Source organism: Chitinophaga polysaccharea (genome assembly GCF_902150045.1).
Classification (GTDB): domain Bacteria; phylum Bacteroidota; class Bacteroidia; order Chitinophagales; family Chitinophagaceae; genus Chitinophaga; species Chitinophaga polysaccharea_A.
The window spans coordinates 2,383,438-2,400,745 of record NZ_CABFVU010000001.1 but is presented as its reverse complement, the minus strand read 5'-3'; the positions used below and the strand labels follow the sequence as shown (position 1 = coordinate 2,400,745).

Annotated in this window: 9 protein-coding genes; 4 read left to right on the top strand and 5 right to left on the bottom strand. The window is 45.5% G+C overall.

The genetic code is table 11. The features are described 5' to 3' along the window. Positions 1–497 precede the first annotated feature (497 nt). Positions 498–2,591: a peptidylprolyl isomerase gene (locus FN124_RS09755; RefSeq protein ID WP_142684539.1), complete on the top strand. Its 2,094-nt coding sequence runs from the start codon at positions 498–500 to the stop codon at positions 2,589–2,591. 140 nt (positions 2,592–2,731) lie between these two features. Beyond that, a complete protein-coding gene (locus tag FN124_RS09750; protein ID WP_209855986.1) occupies positions 2,732–3,238 on the top strand; it encodes a DUF2480 family protein in 507 nt (168 codons plus the stop codon). Here the strand turns inward: FN124_RS09750 and corA are convergent. Together corA and FN124_RS09740 are read right to left on the bottom strand one after the other, a co-directional pair. Next, on the bottom strand, positions 3,235–4,341 hold the full coding sequence (corA, locus tag FN124_RS09745) for a magnesium/cobalt transporter CorA (protein WP_142684537.1): 1,107 nt from the start codon (positions 4,339–4,341) through the stop codon (positions 3,235–3,237). The genes FN124_RS09750 and corA overlap by 4 nt on opposite strands. A gap of 513 nt (positions 4,342–4,854) precedes the next feature. Further along, a complete protein-coding gene (locus FN124_RS09740; RefSeq protein ID WP_185937146.1) occupies positions 4,855–6,114 on the bottom strand; it encodes a DUF3472 domain-containing protein in 1,260 nt (419 codons plus the stop codon). Positions 6,115–6,377: 263 nt separating this feature from the next. On the opposite strand from FN124_RS09740, the gene FN124_RS09735 reads away from it, so the two are divergent. Continuing rightward, on the top strand, positions 6,378–6,974 hold the full coding sequence (locus FN124_RS09735) for a type 1 glutamine amidotransferase domain-containing protein (protein WP_142685524.1): 597 nt from the start codon (positions 6,378–6,380) through the stop codon (positions 6,972–6,974). Positions 6,975–7,009: 35 nt separating this feature from the next. On the opposite strand, the gene FN124_RS09730 is transcribed toward FN124_RS09735, so the two are convergent. After that, positions 7,010–7,399 (bottom strand): septal ring lytic transglycosylase RlpA family protein, encoded by a 390-nt coding sequence (locus tag FN124_RS09730; RefSeq protein ID WP_142684535.1) that lies wholly within the window; start codon positions 7,397–7,399, stop codon positions 7,010–7,012. Positions 7,400–7,547: 148 nt separating this feature from the next. On the opposite strand from FN124_RS09730, the gene FN124_RS09725 reads away from it, so the two are divergent. Beyond that, entirely contained in the window at positions 7,548–9,284 is a 1,737-nt protein-coding gene (locus FN124_RS09725; protein ID WP_142684534.1) for a thiamine pyrophosphate-dependent enzyme, read from the top strand. Positions 9,285–9,330: 46 nt separating this feature from the next. Here FN124_RS09725 and tamL read toward each other — a convergent pair whose 3' ends face one another. Both tamL and FN124_RS09715 read right to left on the bottom strand, forming a co-directional pair. Continuing rightward, positions 9,331–11,835 (bottom strand): translocation and assembly module lipoprotein TamL, encoded by a 2,505-nt coding sequence (gene tamL, locus FN124_RS09720; protein WP_185937145.1) that lies wholly within the window; start codon positions 11,833–11,835, stop codon positions 9,331–9,333. Next, positions 11,819–16,897, bottom strand: a complete 5,079-nt coding sequence (locus FN124_RS09715; protein WP_142684532.1) for a translocation/assembly module TamB domain-containing protein — start codon at positions 16,895–16,897, stop codon at positions 11,819–11,821. Before FN124_RS09715 ends, tamL begins: the two co-directional genes overlap by 17 nt. Positions 16,898–17,308 lie beyond the last annotated feature (411 nt).

Genomic DNA, 17,308 nt, shown 5'->3' with positions numbered 1-17,308 from the left:
CCTGGTCTGGATTTTTAAGGGTAAATTCTACTACAATAACAAAATTAGTTTTACCTGTGGATTAGGGGCTGTTTTCCCACCTTATTTTGCGTTTTACAGGGGTTTTTACACATCAAATGTGGAAAAGAAAGCTCAAGGAATGAAAACTGGTCAAAATGCATACAGCAGCGGATTAGCCCCTTTTTATTCACATTTTTATGTGGATTTGAAAAATGCTTTTTTAACATTTGTGTATAACCTTTTTTAAGTTTCTGACACTTAATTTCGGTCAAACAGCCGTTCCCATCGGGGTTTAAAAATATGCAGTGTTTGGAAAAAGGAACCCTGGAAATATCCCCCTCATGTGGAAAACCTGTGAATGTTACACAGTCCACGAAAGTGTTATAAGTACCTGAAACCCTTTACTGTATTGGGTTTTGGAGTAAAAAATACTCTTTTGCAGTTACAGTTTATTTATTCTATTTTTGCTATCCTTAAAAATGTAGACTATATAATATATGTCAGTAATTCAGAAAATCAGGGACAAATATGCCGTCGTGATCGTTGTAGTGATTTGCCTGGCTATTGTTAGTTTCCTGTTGCAGGATGCCTTTTTTGGCAAGAGTTCTCTATCCCGCCGCGATACGAGCGTGGGTAAAGTAAATGGTGAAGAGCTCGATTTATCAGAGTATCAACGCCGTATTCAGGACGCAGAAAACAATGCGCGTCAGCAAATGCCCAATATTGACGAACAAACACGTCAGTATATCCGCGAGCAGGTTTGGAACGAGTTTCTGAATGAACAAATTATGCAGGCCCAGTATAAAATATTGGGTGTTGACGTAACAGAGGCAGAAGTAGTTGACCAGATCAAAGGTAAAAACCCTAACCCGGTAGTTGTACAGCAGTTTACCCGTGATGGCCAGTTCGACCGCAATGCTTTGCAACAGGCTATTTCACAGGCCGGCAGCAATCCGCAGATCCGGGAAGGTTTACATCAGCTGGAAAGCTATATTGCCAAATATCAGGAGCGTTTAAAATATGTGACCCTTATTAAACAAGGTATATATTATCCCAAATGGCTGGCAGAACAACAACAAAAAGATAACAGCCAAACAGCAACAGTATCTTATGTAAGTGTTCCATACGCCACTATCGCTGATTCTACTATCAAGGTAACAGATGCGGAACTGGAACGTTTTATCCAGGACCACAAACAGCTGTTTAAAGTAGAAGAATCCCGCAAAATTGAATACGTCTCATTTGATGCCATTCCTTCCTCTGCGGATTCTGCCGCAGCCATTCAACAAATTATGGCAATGAAGCTGGAACTTGATACTACTACCAGTGGTAATATCGCTGGTTTTATAAACCGGAATTCAGATATTAAATATTATGACGGATACGTTTCTAAAAACGAAGCTAAAGTTCCTATGAAGGATTCTATTGTGAATCTGCCTGTAGGAGCCGTTTTCGGACCATATTATGATAATAATCTGATAGTGTTTGCCAAGATGGTGGATCGCAAGAATATGCCAGATAGTGTAAAGGTTCGCCACATTCTCATCGCTTCCGGAGCTCAGGGTGGTTTACCGGACTCTGTTGCGAAAAAACGTGCTGACAGCCTTGAACTGGCAGTGAAAGGCGGCGCTGATTTCAAAGCCCTGGTAGACCAGTTCTCAGATGATCCGGGCAGCAAGCAAACCGGAGGAGAATATGATCTCACACCATCTTCCCAATTTGTTCCTGAATTTAAGGATTTTGCTTTCGAAGGTTCAAAAGGCCAGACTAAAGTGGTAAGAACGCAGTTTGGCTACCATGTAATTCAAATCATGGATCAGAAGAATATTGGTCCTGCTGTTAAAGTAGCCTATCTGGGCAAATCTGTAGAAGCCAGCAAAGAAACTAATAACAACGCATTTAGCGCTGCCAGCAGTTTTGCAGGCAAGAGCGGAAATGCTGCGTCTTTCGAAAAAACAGTACAACAGGAAAAACTGAATAAAAGAATCGCTGATAATGTGCGCCCAATGGATTTTGTGATCCCTGGTATCGGACAATCACGTGAACTGGTACGCTGGGCTTACGAATCAAAACAGGGAGATGTAAGCAAAGTATTCACTTTCGATGATAAATATGTAGTAGCTGTTTTAACCAGTGTGCGTAAAGAAGGAACTGCTCCGCTGGCTGATGTAAGGCCTCAGGTGGAAGCAGAAGTTAAAAAGCATAAAAAGGCCGAGCAGATCATTGCTAAACTGCAGACTCCTGCTACACTCGATGCAGCTGCTAAAGCAACTAACCAACCAGTGCTCAAGGCAGAGGGCGTTTCTTTCGCTACTCCGTTTATTGCTTCATTGGGCTTTGAACCGCGTGTTGCCGGTGCAACATTCAATAAGAAATGGGGTACTGCAGCCGTATCTGCTCCAATTGAAGGTAATGCAGGCGTATACGTAATTAAGGTAGACAGCTTCCAGCCATCGGGCCAACCGGCTCAGGACGTCGCTTCCCAACAGGCCGCTTACGAACAAGGTGTCAAATCCATGCTGGATCAGCAACTGTTTGAAGTGTTGAAAAAGAAAAGCGATGTGAAGGATACCCGTGGTAAATTCTTCTAAATCACTACATTTTTACTGACATAAGAAAAAGGGAAGCAGGCACTGCTTCCCTTTTTCATTTTCCACGGTTAGAGCTTAGGACCACCGATATTCATATTCCTCCCCGATATTCGTAAATTTGTATCTTAAATATGGAAAAAATGGACGAAATCATAAATAAAGTAGCACAGAGTGGATTGGAAACGATTGACCTGGAGGAATTTTATCCCGAAGGGGAAATTGTGGTATTTGATTTAAAGGATTACCTGTTTATGGGACTTATCCTGAAGGAAAAGGATTTCCGGGCAGCGATGCAGTCGCACGACTGGGAGCAATACCGCGGAAAGAATGTGGGTTTAGTATGTACTGCAGATGCTGTTGTTCCTTTGTGGGCTTATATGCTTGTAATGACAAACCTGGAGCCGGTTGCGGCCTATGCTGCTTTCGGAAACGCGGAATTTATACACAATACCCTGTATCTCAGGAACCTGGGTACAATTGACATCTCCGCCTTTGCCGATAAACGAATTGTAATTAAAGGATGCGGTGATAAACGGGTAGGAGAAATAGCTTATGCAGAAATTACCCGTTTGTTGCGTCCCGTGGTAAAGAGTATCATGTACGGAGAACCCTGTTCTACAGTGCCTGTATACAAAAAGAAGGGTTAAAACCAGCCACGTTTCCGGAAAACCAGGATCATTAGTACCAATAATATGCCCATACCTCCCAGAGTATAATAATATCCGTTAGGAGACGCCAGTTCGGGCATATGCTGGAAATTCATGCCGTAAATACCGGCCAGCAGTGTTGGCGGAGCCATCAATGTGGTTACTACCGCCAGCACTTTCATAATTTCATTCATCTTCAGATTTAGCTGCGTATGATACATCTCCTGTAAATTCAATACCATATCCCGATAGTTATCTGCCAGGTCGTTGCATTGAATGATGTGATCGTATACGTCCTTGTAATATTTCGTTACTTTATCATCCAGCAGATCATTTTCACTTTTAAGGAATCCATTTACCAGCTCCCTCACCGGTGCAATGGCTCTTTTGAACAGGAAAACCTGGCGGCGTAAATAATTGATCCGTGCCAATGTGCGGGTATTTGGCTGGTGCTGTACGAGGTCTTCCACCATTTCTATTCTTTCCCCCAGTTTATCCATTACGATAAAATAGTTGTCGATAATTACATCCAGTAATGAGTAACAGAGATAATCAGCCCCACCATTACGAATACGGGATCCGGTAATCAGCAGTTTGTTACGCACAGGATCGAATACATCCCGCGCGGGATCTTCCTGGAAGGAGATTACGAAATTCCTGCCTAGTACAATGCTCACCTGTTCCAGATCAATTGACGAAGTTTCACTGTTGAAGTAAATCATTGGAAGTAAGCAAAACATCCGGTCATTGATCTCATCCATTTTGGCGCGCTGCCCCGTACTTAAAATGTCCTCTTCCAGTAAGGGATGTATCATAAATTGCTCGCACACTGCATGCACCTCTTCTTTCCTGATGCCGTCAATATTGATCCAGCTTAACTGTGGGGCAGACGCATACCTGAAGGTGTCTTCTATTTTATTCAGCACCAGCTCTGAACAAAGGTTAACATTGTAGTCAAAAACAGTGATCTTGGTTTCTGCCGCTGGTTTCCTGGTAGTTACACCTTCTGCCGGGTTAAAGTTCATGATACGTTGCTTCTTCACCTTGAATGGGTTTAGTGCCTGTACCATACCGGGAATAGGCAATTTCTTTTTGAAGGCCATATGTGCTGATGTTATCAGAATTGATTACCGAATTTAAATCAAAATAGCAGAGCGAACAACCACTATGCTCCAATAATCAGATCAGCAACAGAAAATTTGAGCAATGAAGGGTACACCGGAAACGCTTGGGGAAAAATGAAAATAAATGCGCCACTTAAATCCCATAGGGTATATAGACTAATTAAGTGGGTCTGTTTTCTTTTTATGTCTGATAAATAAAAAGTCGCCCGGCTGTAAAATGCCGGGCGCCGGGTGTTGATACAGGATATGGTGGTATAATGAGCAGCATGTTTTCAGGGTTGCCGCTAATTCTCAGATCGTGGATACGTCCAAAAGTGGATAAGCGTTATATTTCCCGTTTCAATATCGGCTGATGTCTGTACAAACAGACATCAGGAAAAAATCAACATAATCATGCAAAGCAGCAATCTAACTGGCCGGGGACCACTTAACAGTGGTTGGTCCAACTGCGGATAAACTGCAGCCGGTTGATACTTACTGTTCTAAGAATTATCAGAATTTTGGTAATTCAATAACGGGAGGCGTACCTGTTGCCTGGCGCTCAAACAGATCCCCATATTTTGCATTGGCAGGTTTGAAACCGCTGTTCCATAAATAGAACCATCCGTTTTCAGAGCCACCGCCAAAGTCGAGCCGGTCTTTCGCTTTGGCTGTTGCGTCATTGGAGAACTTTGCTTTGGTGAGCTCTATCCATTCACTGGTGTTGGTTTTTATCCAGTGGTTACCGAAATATCCTTTGCGGCCAAGATGGCCATTTTCAAAGGAAAAGTTTTCCAGGAAGGAATAAAGATGGCCCATATACTTACCATCTTTGGGCGCTCTGAAACTGGCAATCAGTTTCCACTCATTATGTTCCGGAACATAAAAATAGGCGGTATAGGTGGTGGTATTTCCTGTTGGTACACTGTGCATCAGGAAACGATAGGTATCACCGGCTTTCCAGTTATATACCCAGTGGCTATGACCTCCTGTTCCTTCCCCACCAAACCCGCTGGCTTCTACGCTATCTCCTTTTGCAAGCATTACCACCTGGTCTTCATACTTTACCTTACTTCGCTCCTGCGGCCCCCCTCCTGCATCCCAAACAGAAAAGATAATCCTTCTTTCCGTGGGTGAATTAACCTGCATCCCAAAGTAGCCCCTGTGGAATCCGCAAGACATGAAATAGGTACCCAGTTTATCTTCTCCCTCCGGAACTTTAATTTCTCCATAAAACCACTCTACATTTTTACCTTCAGGAACAGGATAGCTTAAGTGTACAGAAGCTGCGCGGCGCCAGGGTTTGGCATTATATTGAATGTCTTTGACAGCGGAACCCGAAAGGCCAACACTTTTTACATCTGCATATATATTCCCTTTCTTCTCCACACCTTTCAATGATATACAATAGAAGCCTGCCTTCCTTACAGACGTTTGCAACACGGGAATATTTACAAAATCATTATTGGAAGGAATGCTAACTATTTTTTGAGTTTCATTTACAGTAACTAATATTTTGCTTTCGGCATCTGCTTTTGCCTGTAAGGAAACTTTGAGTGAGCCAGGATTGGCCACATGAAAGTAAAAATTGATGGTGTTACTGTTCTCTGTCCAGTGAATAACGCCGTGGCGCTCATTGATTTCTACATGTTCTTCTACCGGATCGGCATAGGCGGTAAAGCCGGGAAGCTCTGCCACAGGGGCCTGCGCAAGTGTGTTGTTTGCTGCAAAGGCGATAGCCAGCATTGCTGCCAGGAGTGTTTTCTTGTTCATTGTTCTTAATTGTATAGTTAACAAATAAAGCAGCATCCGTTCCCAAAAGCAATTAAGAAATGAAAAAATTACAAACGGATGAGAATCCGGTTTCTGCAACGGTTTGGGCATTAAATTATACAAGCGCAAACGTACTGATCTTATGGAAAGATGCTATGCCTGAGAAATTACAAAGGGAATTGTTTTTGTGGCAGAAGAATACGTTGCCGCGGTATTTATCTGCCGGAGGCTGGATATTTTCAAACTATTTAAAACATTATTTTATGGAAAATCAATTAAAAGATAAGAAAGTAGCTATCGTGGTTGCCAACGGATTTGAGGAAGTAGAACTTACAAAACCATTGGAAGCATTGAAGAATGCCGGAGCTACCGTGGATATTATTTCCCCGGAAGAAAAAACGGTGCGTGCCTGGGCCGAAAAAGACTGGGGAAAAGATTATCCGGTGGATAAAAACATAAAAGATGTGGTTGCCTCCAGTTATGATGCGCTTGTATTACCGGGAGGCGTGATGAATCCGGACCATTTGCGTACGAATGACCGTGTGATCGCTTTTGTTACCGGGTTCTTCGATGAGAGTAAACCTATTGCGGCTATTTGTCATGGCCCGTGGACTTTAATTGAAACCGGAGAACTGGATGGCCGGAAGGTAACATCCTACCCTTCCTTAAAAACAGATCTTGAAAATGCAGGTGCTTTATGGACAGATGAAGAGGTGGTAACCGACAAGGGATTGGTTACAAGCCGGACGCCAAAGGATTTGCCGGCATTTTGCAGGAAAATGGTCGAAGAAATTGCTGAAGGCCCACATGATCAACGGGGCGATGCAGCACATAAAGGAGGAGTACATCAATTAGGATAATTATTATATACAGGAGTGGGGCGTCTCACTCCTGCTTATTTTTTCTTCTTCTTTTTGTATTTCACTTCTACATTGGCAACGCCGGTATTGAGCATGCCTATCCGGGAGGCAGCTTTGTGCGACAGGTCAATAATCCGGCCCGGTACAAACGGACCCCTGTCGTTGATGCGGACCTTTACGCTTTTTCCATTGGCAATATTGATAACGGTAACACGAGTACCGAAGGGAAGTGTTTTATGTGCGGCTGTAAGCTCCCGCTGTCGGAAGGTTTCGCCACTTGCAGTCCGTTTACCATCGAAGGAATTGGCGTAATAGGAGGCTTTTCCTGTTTCGGTGATTTTCCGGCTACAGGAAGAGGCGCCTGCCATTACCAGGATAATGAACAGCAATATCCAATTGCGTTGTGAGGGTGCAGGGATATACATGCGGATAGCGATTTAGACAATAGTCTAAAAATAAGTCAAATTTCCGATGCTTTTATTGGGAGGAAAGGTGGAATTTGATGAATGGCATATGTTGAACAATATAGATGATCAACTGTTTTTATCAGGCACTCATTCTAACAAATTTTATATGGCAAAACTTGTAGCGGATCAATTAGTGGAAATGCTGGCAACGGCCGGCATTAAACGTATTTATGCTGTAACCGGCGATAGTTTGAATCATATTAACGATGCGGTGCGCCGTGATGGCCGGATCCAGTGGATCCATGTAAGGCATGAGGAAACTGGCGCTTATGCTGCAGGCGCCGAAGCGCAGTTGAACGGCCTGGCTTGTTGTGCCGGTAGCAGCGGGCCGGGGCATGTGCATCTTATTAACGGATTATATGACGCGCACCGGTCGGGCGCGTCGTTGCTGGCAATCGCCTCTACCTGCGCGACCAGCGAATTTGGAAGCGATTATTTCCAGGAAACCAATACTATCAAGCTATTTGATGATTGTAGTCATTATAACCAGGTAGCTGCTACAGCAGAACAGGCGCCGCGCATGCTGCAGGCTGCTTTACAACATGCAGTACATAAGCATGGCGTAGCGGTTTTAGGATTACCGGGAGATGTGGCTGCCGCTGATGCAAAGGATATTCCTACTGCTACAAGACTTTATCGTCCGAAACCGGTTATTTGCCCTTCTGCCACCGAGTTAAAGCAGCTGGCCGGTTTACTTGCAGAAGCAAAGAAAATAGCCATTTATTGTGGATTGGGCGCCGTAGAAGCGCATGATGAAGTGGTGGCACTTTCAGCGTTATTAAAAGCGCCGGTGGCCTACTCGTTCCGCGCCAAGATGGGAATCCAGCATAATAATCCAAATGAAGTAGGCATGACCGGTTTGCTGGGGCTTGCATCGGCCTATAAAAGTATGCACGAAGCAGATGTATTGCTGCTGCTTGGAACAGATTTTCCCTACACCCCTTTTATTCCTGAAAAAGCAAAGATCGTCCAGGTAGATATACAACCAGAGAGACTGGGACGAAGGGCCACCCTGGAGATGGGACTGTGCGGGGATATCAGCGATACGCTAAAGGCGCTTTTGCCTATGCTGAAAGAAAATACAGACCATAATTTCCTGGATGAAATGGTAGCGTTTTACAAGGAAGTGCAAAAGAAAATGCAGACTTACGTGGAGGATACCGGGAAAGAAAATGCGATCAGTCCCGAGTTTGTGGCTTCTACTCTCAATAAAATTGCTGCCAACGATGCCATTTTTACGGTAGATACCGGGATGACGAATGTTTGGACGGCCCGGTACCTGGAAGGCACCGGTAAACGTACGCTGCTGGGGTCCTTTAATCATGGTTCAATGGCCAATGCTATGCCGCAGGCAATTGGCGCAGCATTGGCCCAGCCGGGCCGGGAAGTGTATGCTCTGTGTGGCGATGGGGGATTAACGATGTTGCTGGGAGACCTGATGACGATAAAACAGTACCAACTCCCCGTAAAAGTAATAGTATTTAACAACCGGGCCCTGGGAATGGTAAAACTGGAGATGGAAGTAGCCGGGATTCCCGACTGGCAAACTGATATGGTGAATCCAGATTTTGGCGCCGTAGCAGTGGCCATGGGATTCACCGCTTTTACGATCCGTAAACCGGAAGATGTGGAAAGTGTTTTAACCAAGGCGGCTAAAACAGAAGGGCCTGTGCTGGTAAATGTGTTCACCAACCCGGAATCATTGGCTATGCCGCCAAAGGTGGAGTTTGCGCAGATGAAGGGATTTGCGCTCTGGATGGGAAAACTAATCCTGAGCGGAAGGTATGAAGATGTATTTGATGCAGTGAAATCGAATTACAAGCACCTGAAAGATGTGTTATGAGTATATATTTACGGGGAGATGATTTTAAAATCATCTCCCCGTAATATTAGAACGGATACCCGATTGCAATATTAAGAATCAGGTTCTTTTTGCGCCATTCAGGATCACTGAAATCTATTTTATCCAGCACCCAGCGCTCGTTTTGAGGTAGATAAGGAACACGGAAAGGTATTGCAAGATCCAGTCGTACCACTACAATGGAAGCATCTATGCGGAGGCCTACTCCCCCACCTACGGCAATGTCTTTATAAAAAGTATTGAAGGCAAACTTACTACCAGGTTTATCGGGTGCTTCTTTCTGTAACCAGATATTTCCGGCATCTATAAACGCCGCCACGTTAAATACACTGGCAACATGTACACGCAGCTCGGAGTTGAACTCCAGTTTAATATCACCGGCTTCATTGGCTAGCAGGGCAGATGTATCTACCGCGGGGTTGTGGTAAGATCCCGGGCCCAGTGTACGCGCCCTGAATGCCCTGATACTGCTGCTACCACCGGTGAAGAACTGCTTCACGAAAGGCAGCGTAGAGGAGTTGCCGTATGGCAAACCATATCCGATCAGAAGGCGGTTTACCCATTGTTTTCCTTTGCCTAACTGCCAGTAGTGCCGCGCTTCGGCGGTGAACCTTTCATATTGAGCAAATGAATTTCCCAGTAAAGTTTTCTGACCGGTATCATTTTTGGGAATGATCAGCCCGGCAATGTTCCCGGAAATATCAATATTGCCACTCAGGTAAAAACTGTGCACACGATTGGCCTGCTGGTTGTTATAAGTGATGGTATAGTTGCCTCCCAGGATAAACTGCTTTTCAATGGCATTACGCTGACTTGGATCATTCTTCAGGATACTATCGTATGCAGGTGTTGTTTTAGTAGGCAACACATAAGTAAGCGCAACGGGTGCGAAGATGTGACTCAGGTACTGAGTGCGCTGCCACAGATACTGTAGCTGGAGCGTATATGCGTTAAGGTTATACAGGTCTGCACGGCTGTATAATTCATAGCTGGCGCTTATCCTCGTTTTAGGAACATAAGGGGTACGTATGTTCAGTCCACTGAAAGGAGTGATGAACCGGGGGAAAGTAACGGCTACTTCTCCGCCCAGGCCATATGAATTAGACCCGCCGGCGTTTTTATTACCGGTTTGCCATTCCAGGCCTCCGCGCAAGCCTATTTCCAGTAATGCCGCAGAATGCAGCCAGTTACGGTTTTTAGCGGTTATCTGTATCTGGGAGCCAATAAATCCATTTGATTTGGAGGTTCCGCGTAATTCTGTTTGAAGGGAGCGCCGTTTGTAAGGCGTCAGGAAAAGTTTGGCGTCCAGCCAGCCGCTGTCGAGTGCTACCCTGTTGTTTACCATGGCGCGATAGGTGCCTGCCTGCGATGTATCGCGGGCATAGGCAGTGTCCCGACGATTAAAATTTCTGCCGGAGCTGTCTCTGCGGCTGGTGCTGTCTCTCCTGCCACCGGCGTCTCTCCTTCCAGTAACATTTGCACCGCCGCCGGTTAGGTTGTGAATGGAGGTATCGCGCACAGGAGAGAACTGTCCTTTCACAAATTTGAAAACTCCCAGGTTGATCAGTCTTTGCAGTGTGATATTGTGTGAGCTCAGACGATATAAACTATCCGGACGTAAAAAAACAGACCGGTCAAATGCAGAAGATTTGAAGCGGTGAGCAGAATCTACGATATAAATGCCTTTGTATTTTACCGGTGTTCCCTGCGTGGAAGCGGAGTCATTATCCAGCGAATAATCAGGGAACAAAACAATATCATGCATTTTGTAAGGGCGGAGCGCCAGGAGCGGTGTGTTATCTTTTATCTTTACAAATAAATCAACAGTACCATTATTGGTACTATCTACCTGTACCAGCAGATAATCCGGTGTAAAATAATAATAGCCCTGTTCTTTTAGTGCGGAGTGTATACGTTCACGTTCGGCCTTTATGGAATCCAGCGAATAATTGGCCCCGATGATCAGGGAGCTTTTCGGTTTGGTATATGTTACTGTTTTGCCAATGGCACTACTGTCTGTTAAATAGGTAACACTTTTAATGGTATACCGGTGGTTGGGTGTAGCTGTATAATTAACGGAGGCTTTTTTCTTTCCTGATAATTTAACAGCAGATACTACGCCTGCCTGGAAATAGCCGTTATCTACCAGGTATTCTTCCAATACCTCAGATGTGTAATCCGGTTTGGCCTGGCTTAGTAATACCGGCGGTTCGCCCCATTTTCTACGCAGCAGGTAATTTAATCCTTTTCCTTTTGGCTCATTGCCTAAGTTATACAGCCAGAGCTTTATAGGCATGCCAAGGAATTTGCGGTTCCTGTTGGGGCGGATCCTTTTATTCATTCCATCAACCAGGTTGCTATAGTCTTTGGGTTTCTTTCTGACAATGGTATCTGTGATCCACTTTACGTTGCTGCCAGTATATAGCCGGTCGCCTTCAGGTACGGTGCGCGTGGTACTGCAGGAGCTGATGACCAGGTAAGCAAGGCATACAAGGCAACAGTAAATGATCGTATGGCTATTTGCTTTTCGCATCGGGCATTGTCGTATTTTTATCGTCTTTCTTATTTTTTTTTCTATCGCGCAGTTTTTGTTTTTTAGTATCAGACTTAGATCGTTGCAGGATCTCCCGGAATTCATCATAATCCATGATCAGTGCAAAGGCAACACCTGTTTCCACTACCTGTCCTTCGATGATTGTCTGACCGTCGTTCCGCTGATAAACCCGTATGCGGTAACGGCCATCGCGGGTAAGTTTATATTCTATTGAAATATCGCCGATCAGTGAACTGGCGCTTTGCTGATTACCCTGCAGCATGATATTGGATCCAACGGAAACGGTTAAACGGTCATTGAACAGTTGCTTTGATGCGCCTACTTTGAGATTGGTAGTTTCCTGTGCAGTACCGGTAGAATAATCTTCCTGGTTTTGCAGATCGAAATTCAGATCAACCCCTTTGATCAGGTTGCCAGCCATATTATTGAGCTGTTGTGAAAGTATTTTACTTACACTGTTTTTCGCTGCCTGTCCAACACCGGATCCGCCATCGAGAGTGTTCATCGGATCGTCCGGAATAAAGGAGTTCAGTACCAGTAATCCCATTACCTGTTTATTCAATTCTGATGGCACCTGGTTAATCTGTTTCAGGCGGTTGTACGGAGTTCCGTTGAGAGTGTTCCTGTCTTTTTCGGCCAGGTCGAGACGGAAGCTGATATCCGGCTTCATCAGGTTGCCTTTGATCATCAGGTATACCTGGAAGGGCATCCGCTGCTTGTAGGTATTGCGTTGTTCGGCCGACATGCTCTGTAGCTGATCCGCCACAAGGTCGTAAGCCGGTGCATTTACTGTGTATTTAGCGGTAATATCCAGATCGGCGCTGGTAGCATCGCCGTTGAAGGAAATGAAGCTTCCCTTCTCTATATCGAAGGAACGTTTAATGAGCTGGTTCAGCGACATTTCGTATTTACCTTCTGTAATTTCATAACGGCCGGTAAGACTCAGCTTACTGCTGGGGTCCAGGGTAGCGTTAATGCTTGCAGTACCTTTTGCCTGAACATAATCACCGTTTTGTGAGTCAATAATGATTTTGATGACAGATTCCGGCGTGATATCCAGGTTACCAGAGAGGAACATGCCCTTTAACCTCGTAGTTTTAAATTTGATGCTATCTTCACGAGCCAGCAGCGCAGAGTCTATAGGATTGGATTTATCCACAAACTCTATTACTCCTTCCCTGTTGGCCAATCCGGGTTCTTCCTGCGGTAAGGTCATGGTTACGCTCGATTTATCGCGTAGCTTTACCACAGCATCAATTCTTGGCAGATCCATTGATCCACGGATCTTCACTTTACTGTCTATATAAGCCGGGCCATAGATCCACTGATCCGGATTTTGCTGGCGGCCCAGGGCCATAAAGTTATCTGCGGTAACATCAAGATTGAAATTGTACCTGGTAAAATCACGGGTATTGATACGGCCATCTACCACCAGTTCATTATTAGCGCTGTCTGCTATTACCAGGTTATTCAGTTGTATACCGCGTTCATCTATTACAATATCTTCATCGGGCAGGTGGAAAGTGCTGCCTATCATGGTTACCATGCCTGTGGCGTTGTCGAAATGCAGGCTTCCCAATACTTTTGGTGCAGACGGAGTTCCGGTGATATTGAACTGGCCGTTGGCATTGCCCGACATATGGGTAACATTGCCCATTGTAAAAGGTTCCAGGGAGGCAACACTTAGTTTATTAATATCCAGTTGGGCATTGATGGTGCTATCATAAGTCCCGTCTACCCGGATATCGTTGTCATTCCCGGTTAGCCCGGCTGTGAGTTTATACTGACCCGGGCCGCTGTTTTCCACGTTGGCATCCAGTGTTCCCATACGTGTATTCTTCACCGTTAGACTGTCTACCTTCAGTACGGCATGTATGAGTGGAGATTGATTCCAGTTACGCACCGTTGCTTCTGCATTCAGGGTACCATTAGCCAGCAATGTATCAGTAGCGAGAAGGCCGGTGATAGTAGATAATTTAAAGTTGGTAATATTTGCCTGGAGGGAAGGAATGGCGCTGGTATCTGCCCGGGAGGCAATTTGTATGGATTGGTCGCCTTGTGATAGTTTGATGTTAGCGGTATCAGGAGCGCCATTTTTCATCCGGAGAATATTATTCTCAGCCACAGTCCATTCCTGTTTGTTTAGCAACAGCCCAGGTTTAAGAGACAGCTGCATGGCGTTCTCCTTCAGGAAGGTGAAAACGCCGCCCACCTTGTATTTAGGCTTTCTTTTAACATCATCCAGCACCAGATCAAAATCAACTACGCCGGTATTGGCATATGCAGTAAGATAGGTGTGCTGCAGGGGGAATGAAGGGTGCGCCATACGGGCCAGGGAAGCGCCCAGCCGTAAAGAGGTGTCCTGAATAGCCAGGCCCAGGCGTAGACTATCGACCTGCAGGGAATCATAATTAATTTTAGGAAGATACGCATTCAGCGTAAGCAGGCTGCTGTCGCTGTTTAGGCGACCATTCATCACCAGCGGTACTTCCATGCGCAGGGTGGGAATCATTTGTTGCAGGCTTTTAGGCCATAACAGGGATGCGTTCCATTGCAGCATTTGCCCGGAAGGCACAGTTACAATACGTCCGGAGTCTGCCGGCAGCAGGGGTTTGTTGATAATATTGGTGAACGCAGTGCCCACTTTTGTATAGTCGATATGACCATTAGCATTGACCAGGCCGAACGGACTTTTTAAAGTAATGTATTGTTGGTCCTTGTATTCAGCCGTCAGGGAAATACTGTCGAGCGGAAATACCTGGCCCTGTGTGGCGATCTGCCATTTTGTTAAGAAGGCGCCGCCTTCTATGCGCTCAGGTTCAATGCTGTTAAAGTCTGCTGCGAGGTTTCCCTGTACCGTTAATGGTTCTGTATACCAATGAGTGGTATAAAGGTCGGCCTTTGCCACATCCATATTTACTTTCAGGGCGCGGATAGTAGTATCCATCAGTTGCCCGCTGATATCAAAGGTAGCGGTGATGGCAGTGTCTGCGCTTTCGCCTTTTGCTTCAAAGGCGCCGTTATTAATACCTGCAGTTACGTTCACGTCGTGGTACGTATAGGCGTTATAGGTAGCCTCATCCAATTGGGCAGCAGCTTTAGCCACCATTTGTTTTATCGTATAGCCCTGGCCGGTAGCGTTTAGTTTTCCCGATATCCAGCCATAGGTGGTATCATATAGCATTACCCCGGGGTTAATACGGAAGTATGGAATACTGATGGTATAACTGCTGCGGATGCTATCGGTAATGTTTACCAGCTGTGCGTTAATATTAGCGTTGGCGGTTTCGCTTTTCAGTTGTAATTGCGTTACGAGATCTTTCATACCTCCTTTAAACATACCGGTGATCAGCATGTTTTCCGGCAGGCGTGGCGTATCAGGTAATGTCCCGGCGGGTAACCAGGCCCGCAGCGGTTTGTTGCCAGATTGTATGTAAATGGAAGGGAGATTGGCACTGAGGCGGTCCGGATCGGTAGCATGAAACACCTGGCCGTTGTCTGTTTTAATAAGATTGCCTTCGTGATCGTTGATATAAAGCTGTTTGATGTTCAGTTCTCCCAGAGTACCTTTTAATATAGCCGCCAGCGTTAGTTGTTTATTCCAGAGGGGTGCAAAGGATTTGTTCTTGCGGGCATCAGGAACAAAAGGCAGCCATTCTCCCAGTGCCACCTGTACAGAATCGAGATTGGCGTCCAGTCCAAGTTGATCCAGGTGGTCGGAAATGCCCGACCAGGAAGGAACGGTTACAATTACCTGTTTGCGGAAAATACTTTTATTGGTTTGCAGTAAGAAATTACGCAGGGCCAGGGAATAGGGTGTAAACAATACATCCATATTAGCTTTACGGATGGTAAAGCCGGATTTATCCCGGGCGGTTAGCGATTTAATACCTGCCATAATGCTGTCGGGCTTATACCGGATATTGTTGATCTTACTGGAGAAGCCTGTCAGCAGCAGATGGTTATAATCGGGATCAGTACTTGCTGCTTTGGGTGCTGGTCCGCCATTATCATAGCGTAATGCCAGTTTATCAAGAATTACCTGGTTGGCCATTACTTGCCATGTGTTAGGCGTAGTATCCTTTGGAGAGGTGGTAACAGTATCTTTCCCCGGCACCATCATCAGCAGGCCGGCGGTATTGCTGATCGTCAGATCGCCCACCTGTATACGGGTGGAGTCCTGGTCCAGGTTGCTATTGCGTAGCTGGAATGCGCCTATTTTCCATGCGGTGGAGATGCCCATGCCTTCGTCTGCATAGAGGAAGCGGCTGTTATTGATCTGCAGTTTTTTCAGCAGCAGATGCAGTGATGCGCTGTTGGTATCGGCGGGTGGTGGTGGCGGTGCGGCGGTGGTAACAGCGGGTGCTATGTATTGTTGCCTGAAAAAGCCTTTTAGTCCGTCGATAGCGATGCCCCTGAACGCATAAATTCCATCGTCAATCAGCAGGTCGTCCGGATCCACATGCAAACTGTCCCAGGTGAGTATGGCAGACATTCCGCCGGGGGCATCTGTATAACTTACTTTCACTTTGCGCAGGGAAATATCTTTCAGCCTGAATTGCAGGGTAGTGCCTGTTTCCGGAGCAAGGGTATCTGGTTTATCGGACGGAGTTACAAACGCATCTACTGCAAACTGGTAATTGAAAGCGGAGTCGCCGGTACGACGGTATACATTTACCAGCAGGGTGTCCCATTCCAGTTTGTCTATTTTCAGTTCATTGCTGATCAGGGAAAGAAGGTTGTAATGTACTTTCAGGGAGCCGGTATAAAATAGGGCCTGATTGGAGGTGTCGGCCACATAAACATTGCGAAGCTCCAGGTATTGCCAGCCTCGTGCGCGCAAATAACCGATCTGTACTTTTGTATGCAGTTTCTTCCGCAGGTACAATTCTCCCTGTTCTCTGAGGTAGTTCTGAACTCCGTTCAGCTGTAGTAATAAAACAGCCACTACGGGCAATAGAAGCACCGCAACAATAATCCATATAAGCCATCGCCACCAGGGGCGGCCGTGTTTTTCTCCGGTTTCTGCTGGTTCTGTCACTATGATGTATTACAAGCGTAAATTACTGAATATAAACGCAAATGCGCACTTATGGTTTACTTTGCCGGCAGGATAGTGTAACCGGGGGCGCTTGCCTGCGGGGTACAACAAAATCCATACCTCTGGATACAGGAATAAAATAGTAATTGCAAGAATACATTAAATACGGTAACGGACATACTTTTTTTGGAGAGGAAGTAAATAGGGTGAGTAGTAAAATGCACAGATTGGCGAAATGGAGATATGGGAAGACCGGATTAAAGATTAATTTTTAATTATCCAGCTTGAGAGCATTTCTGTCTTCTTTTTGAATTCGTTTTCTGACTTATCCATGTCTTCTGCGGGAGGAAGGGCTTCATCGCCTTTGGAACGTATCCTGGCAAACCCGTTGTCATCCACTCCCCTTTCACA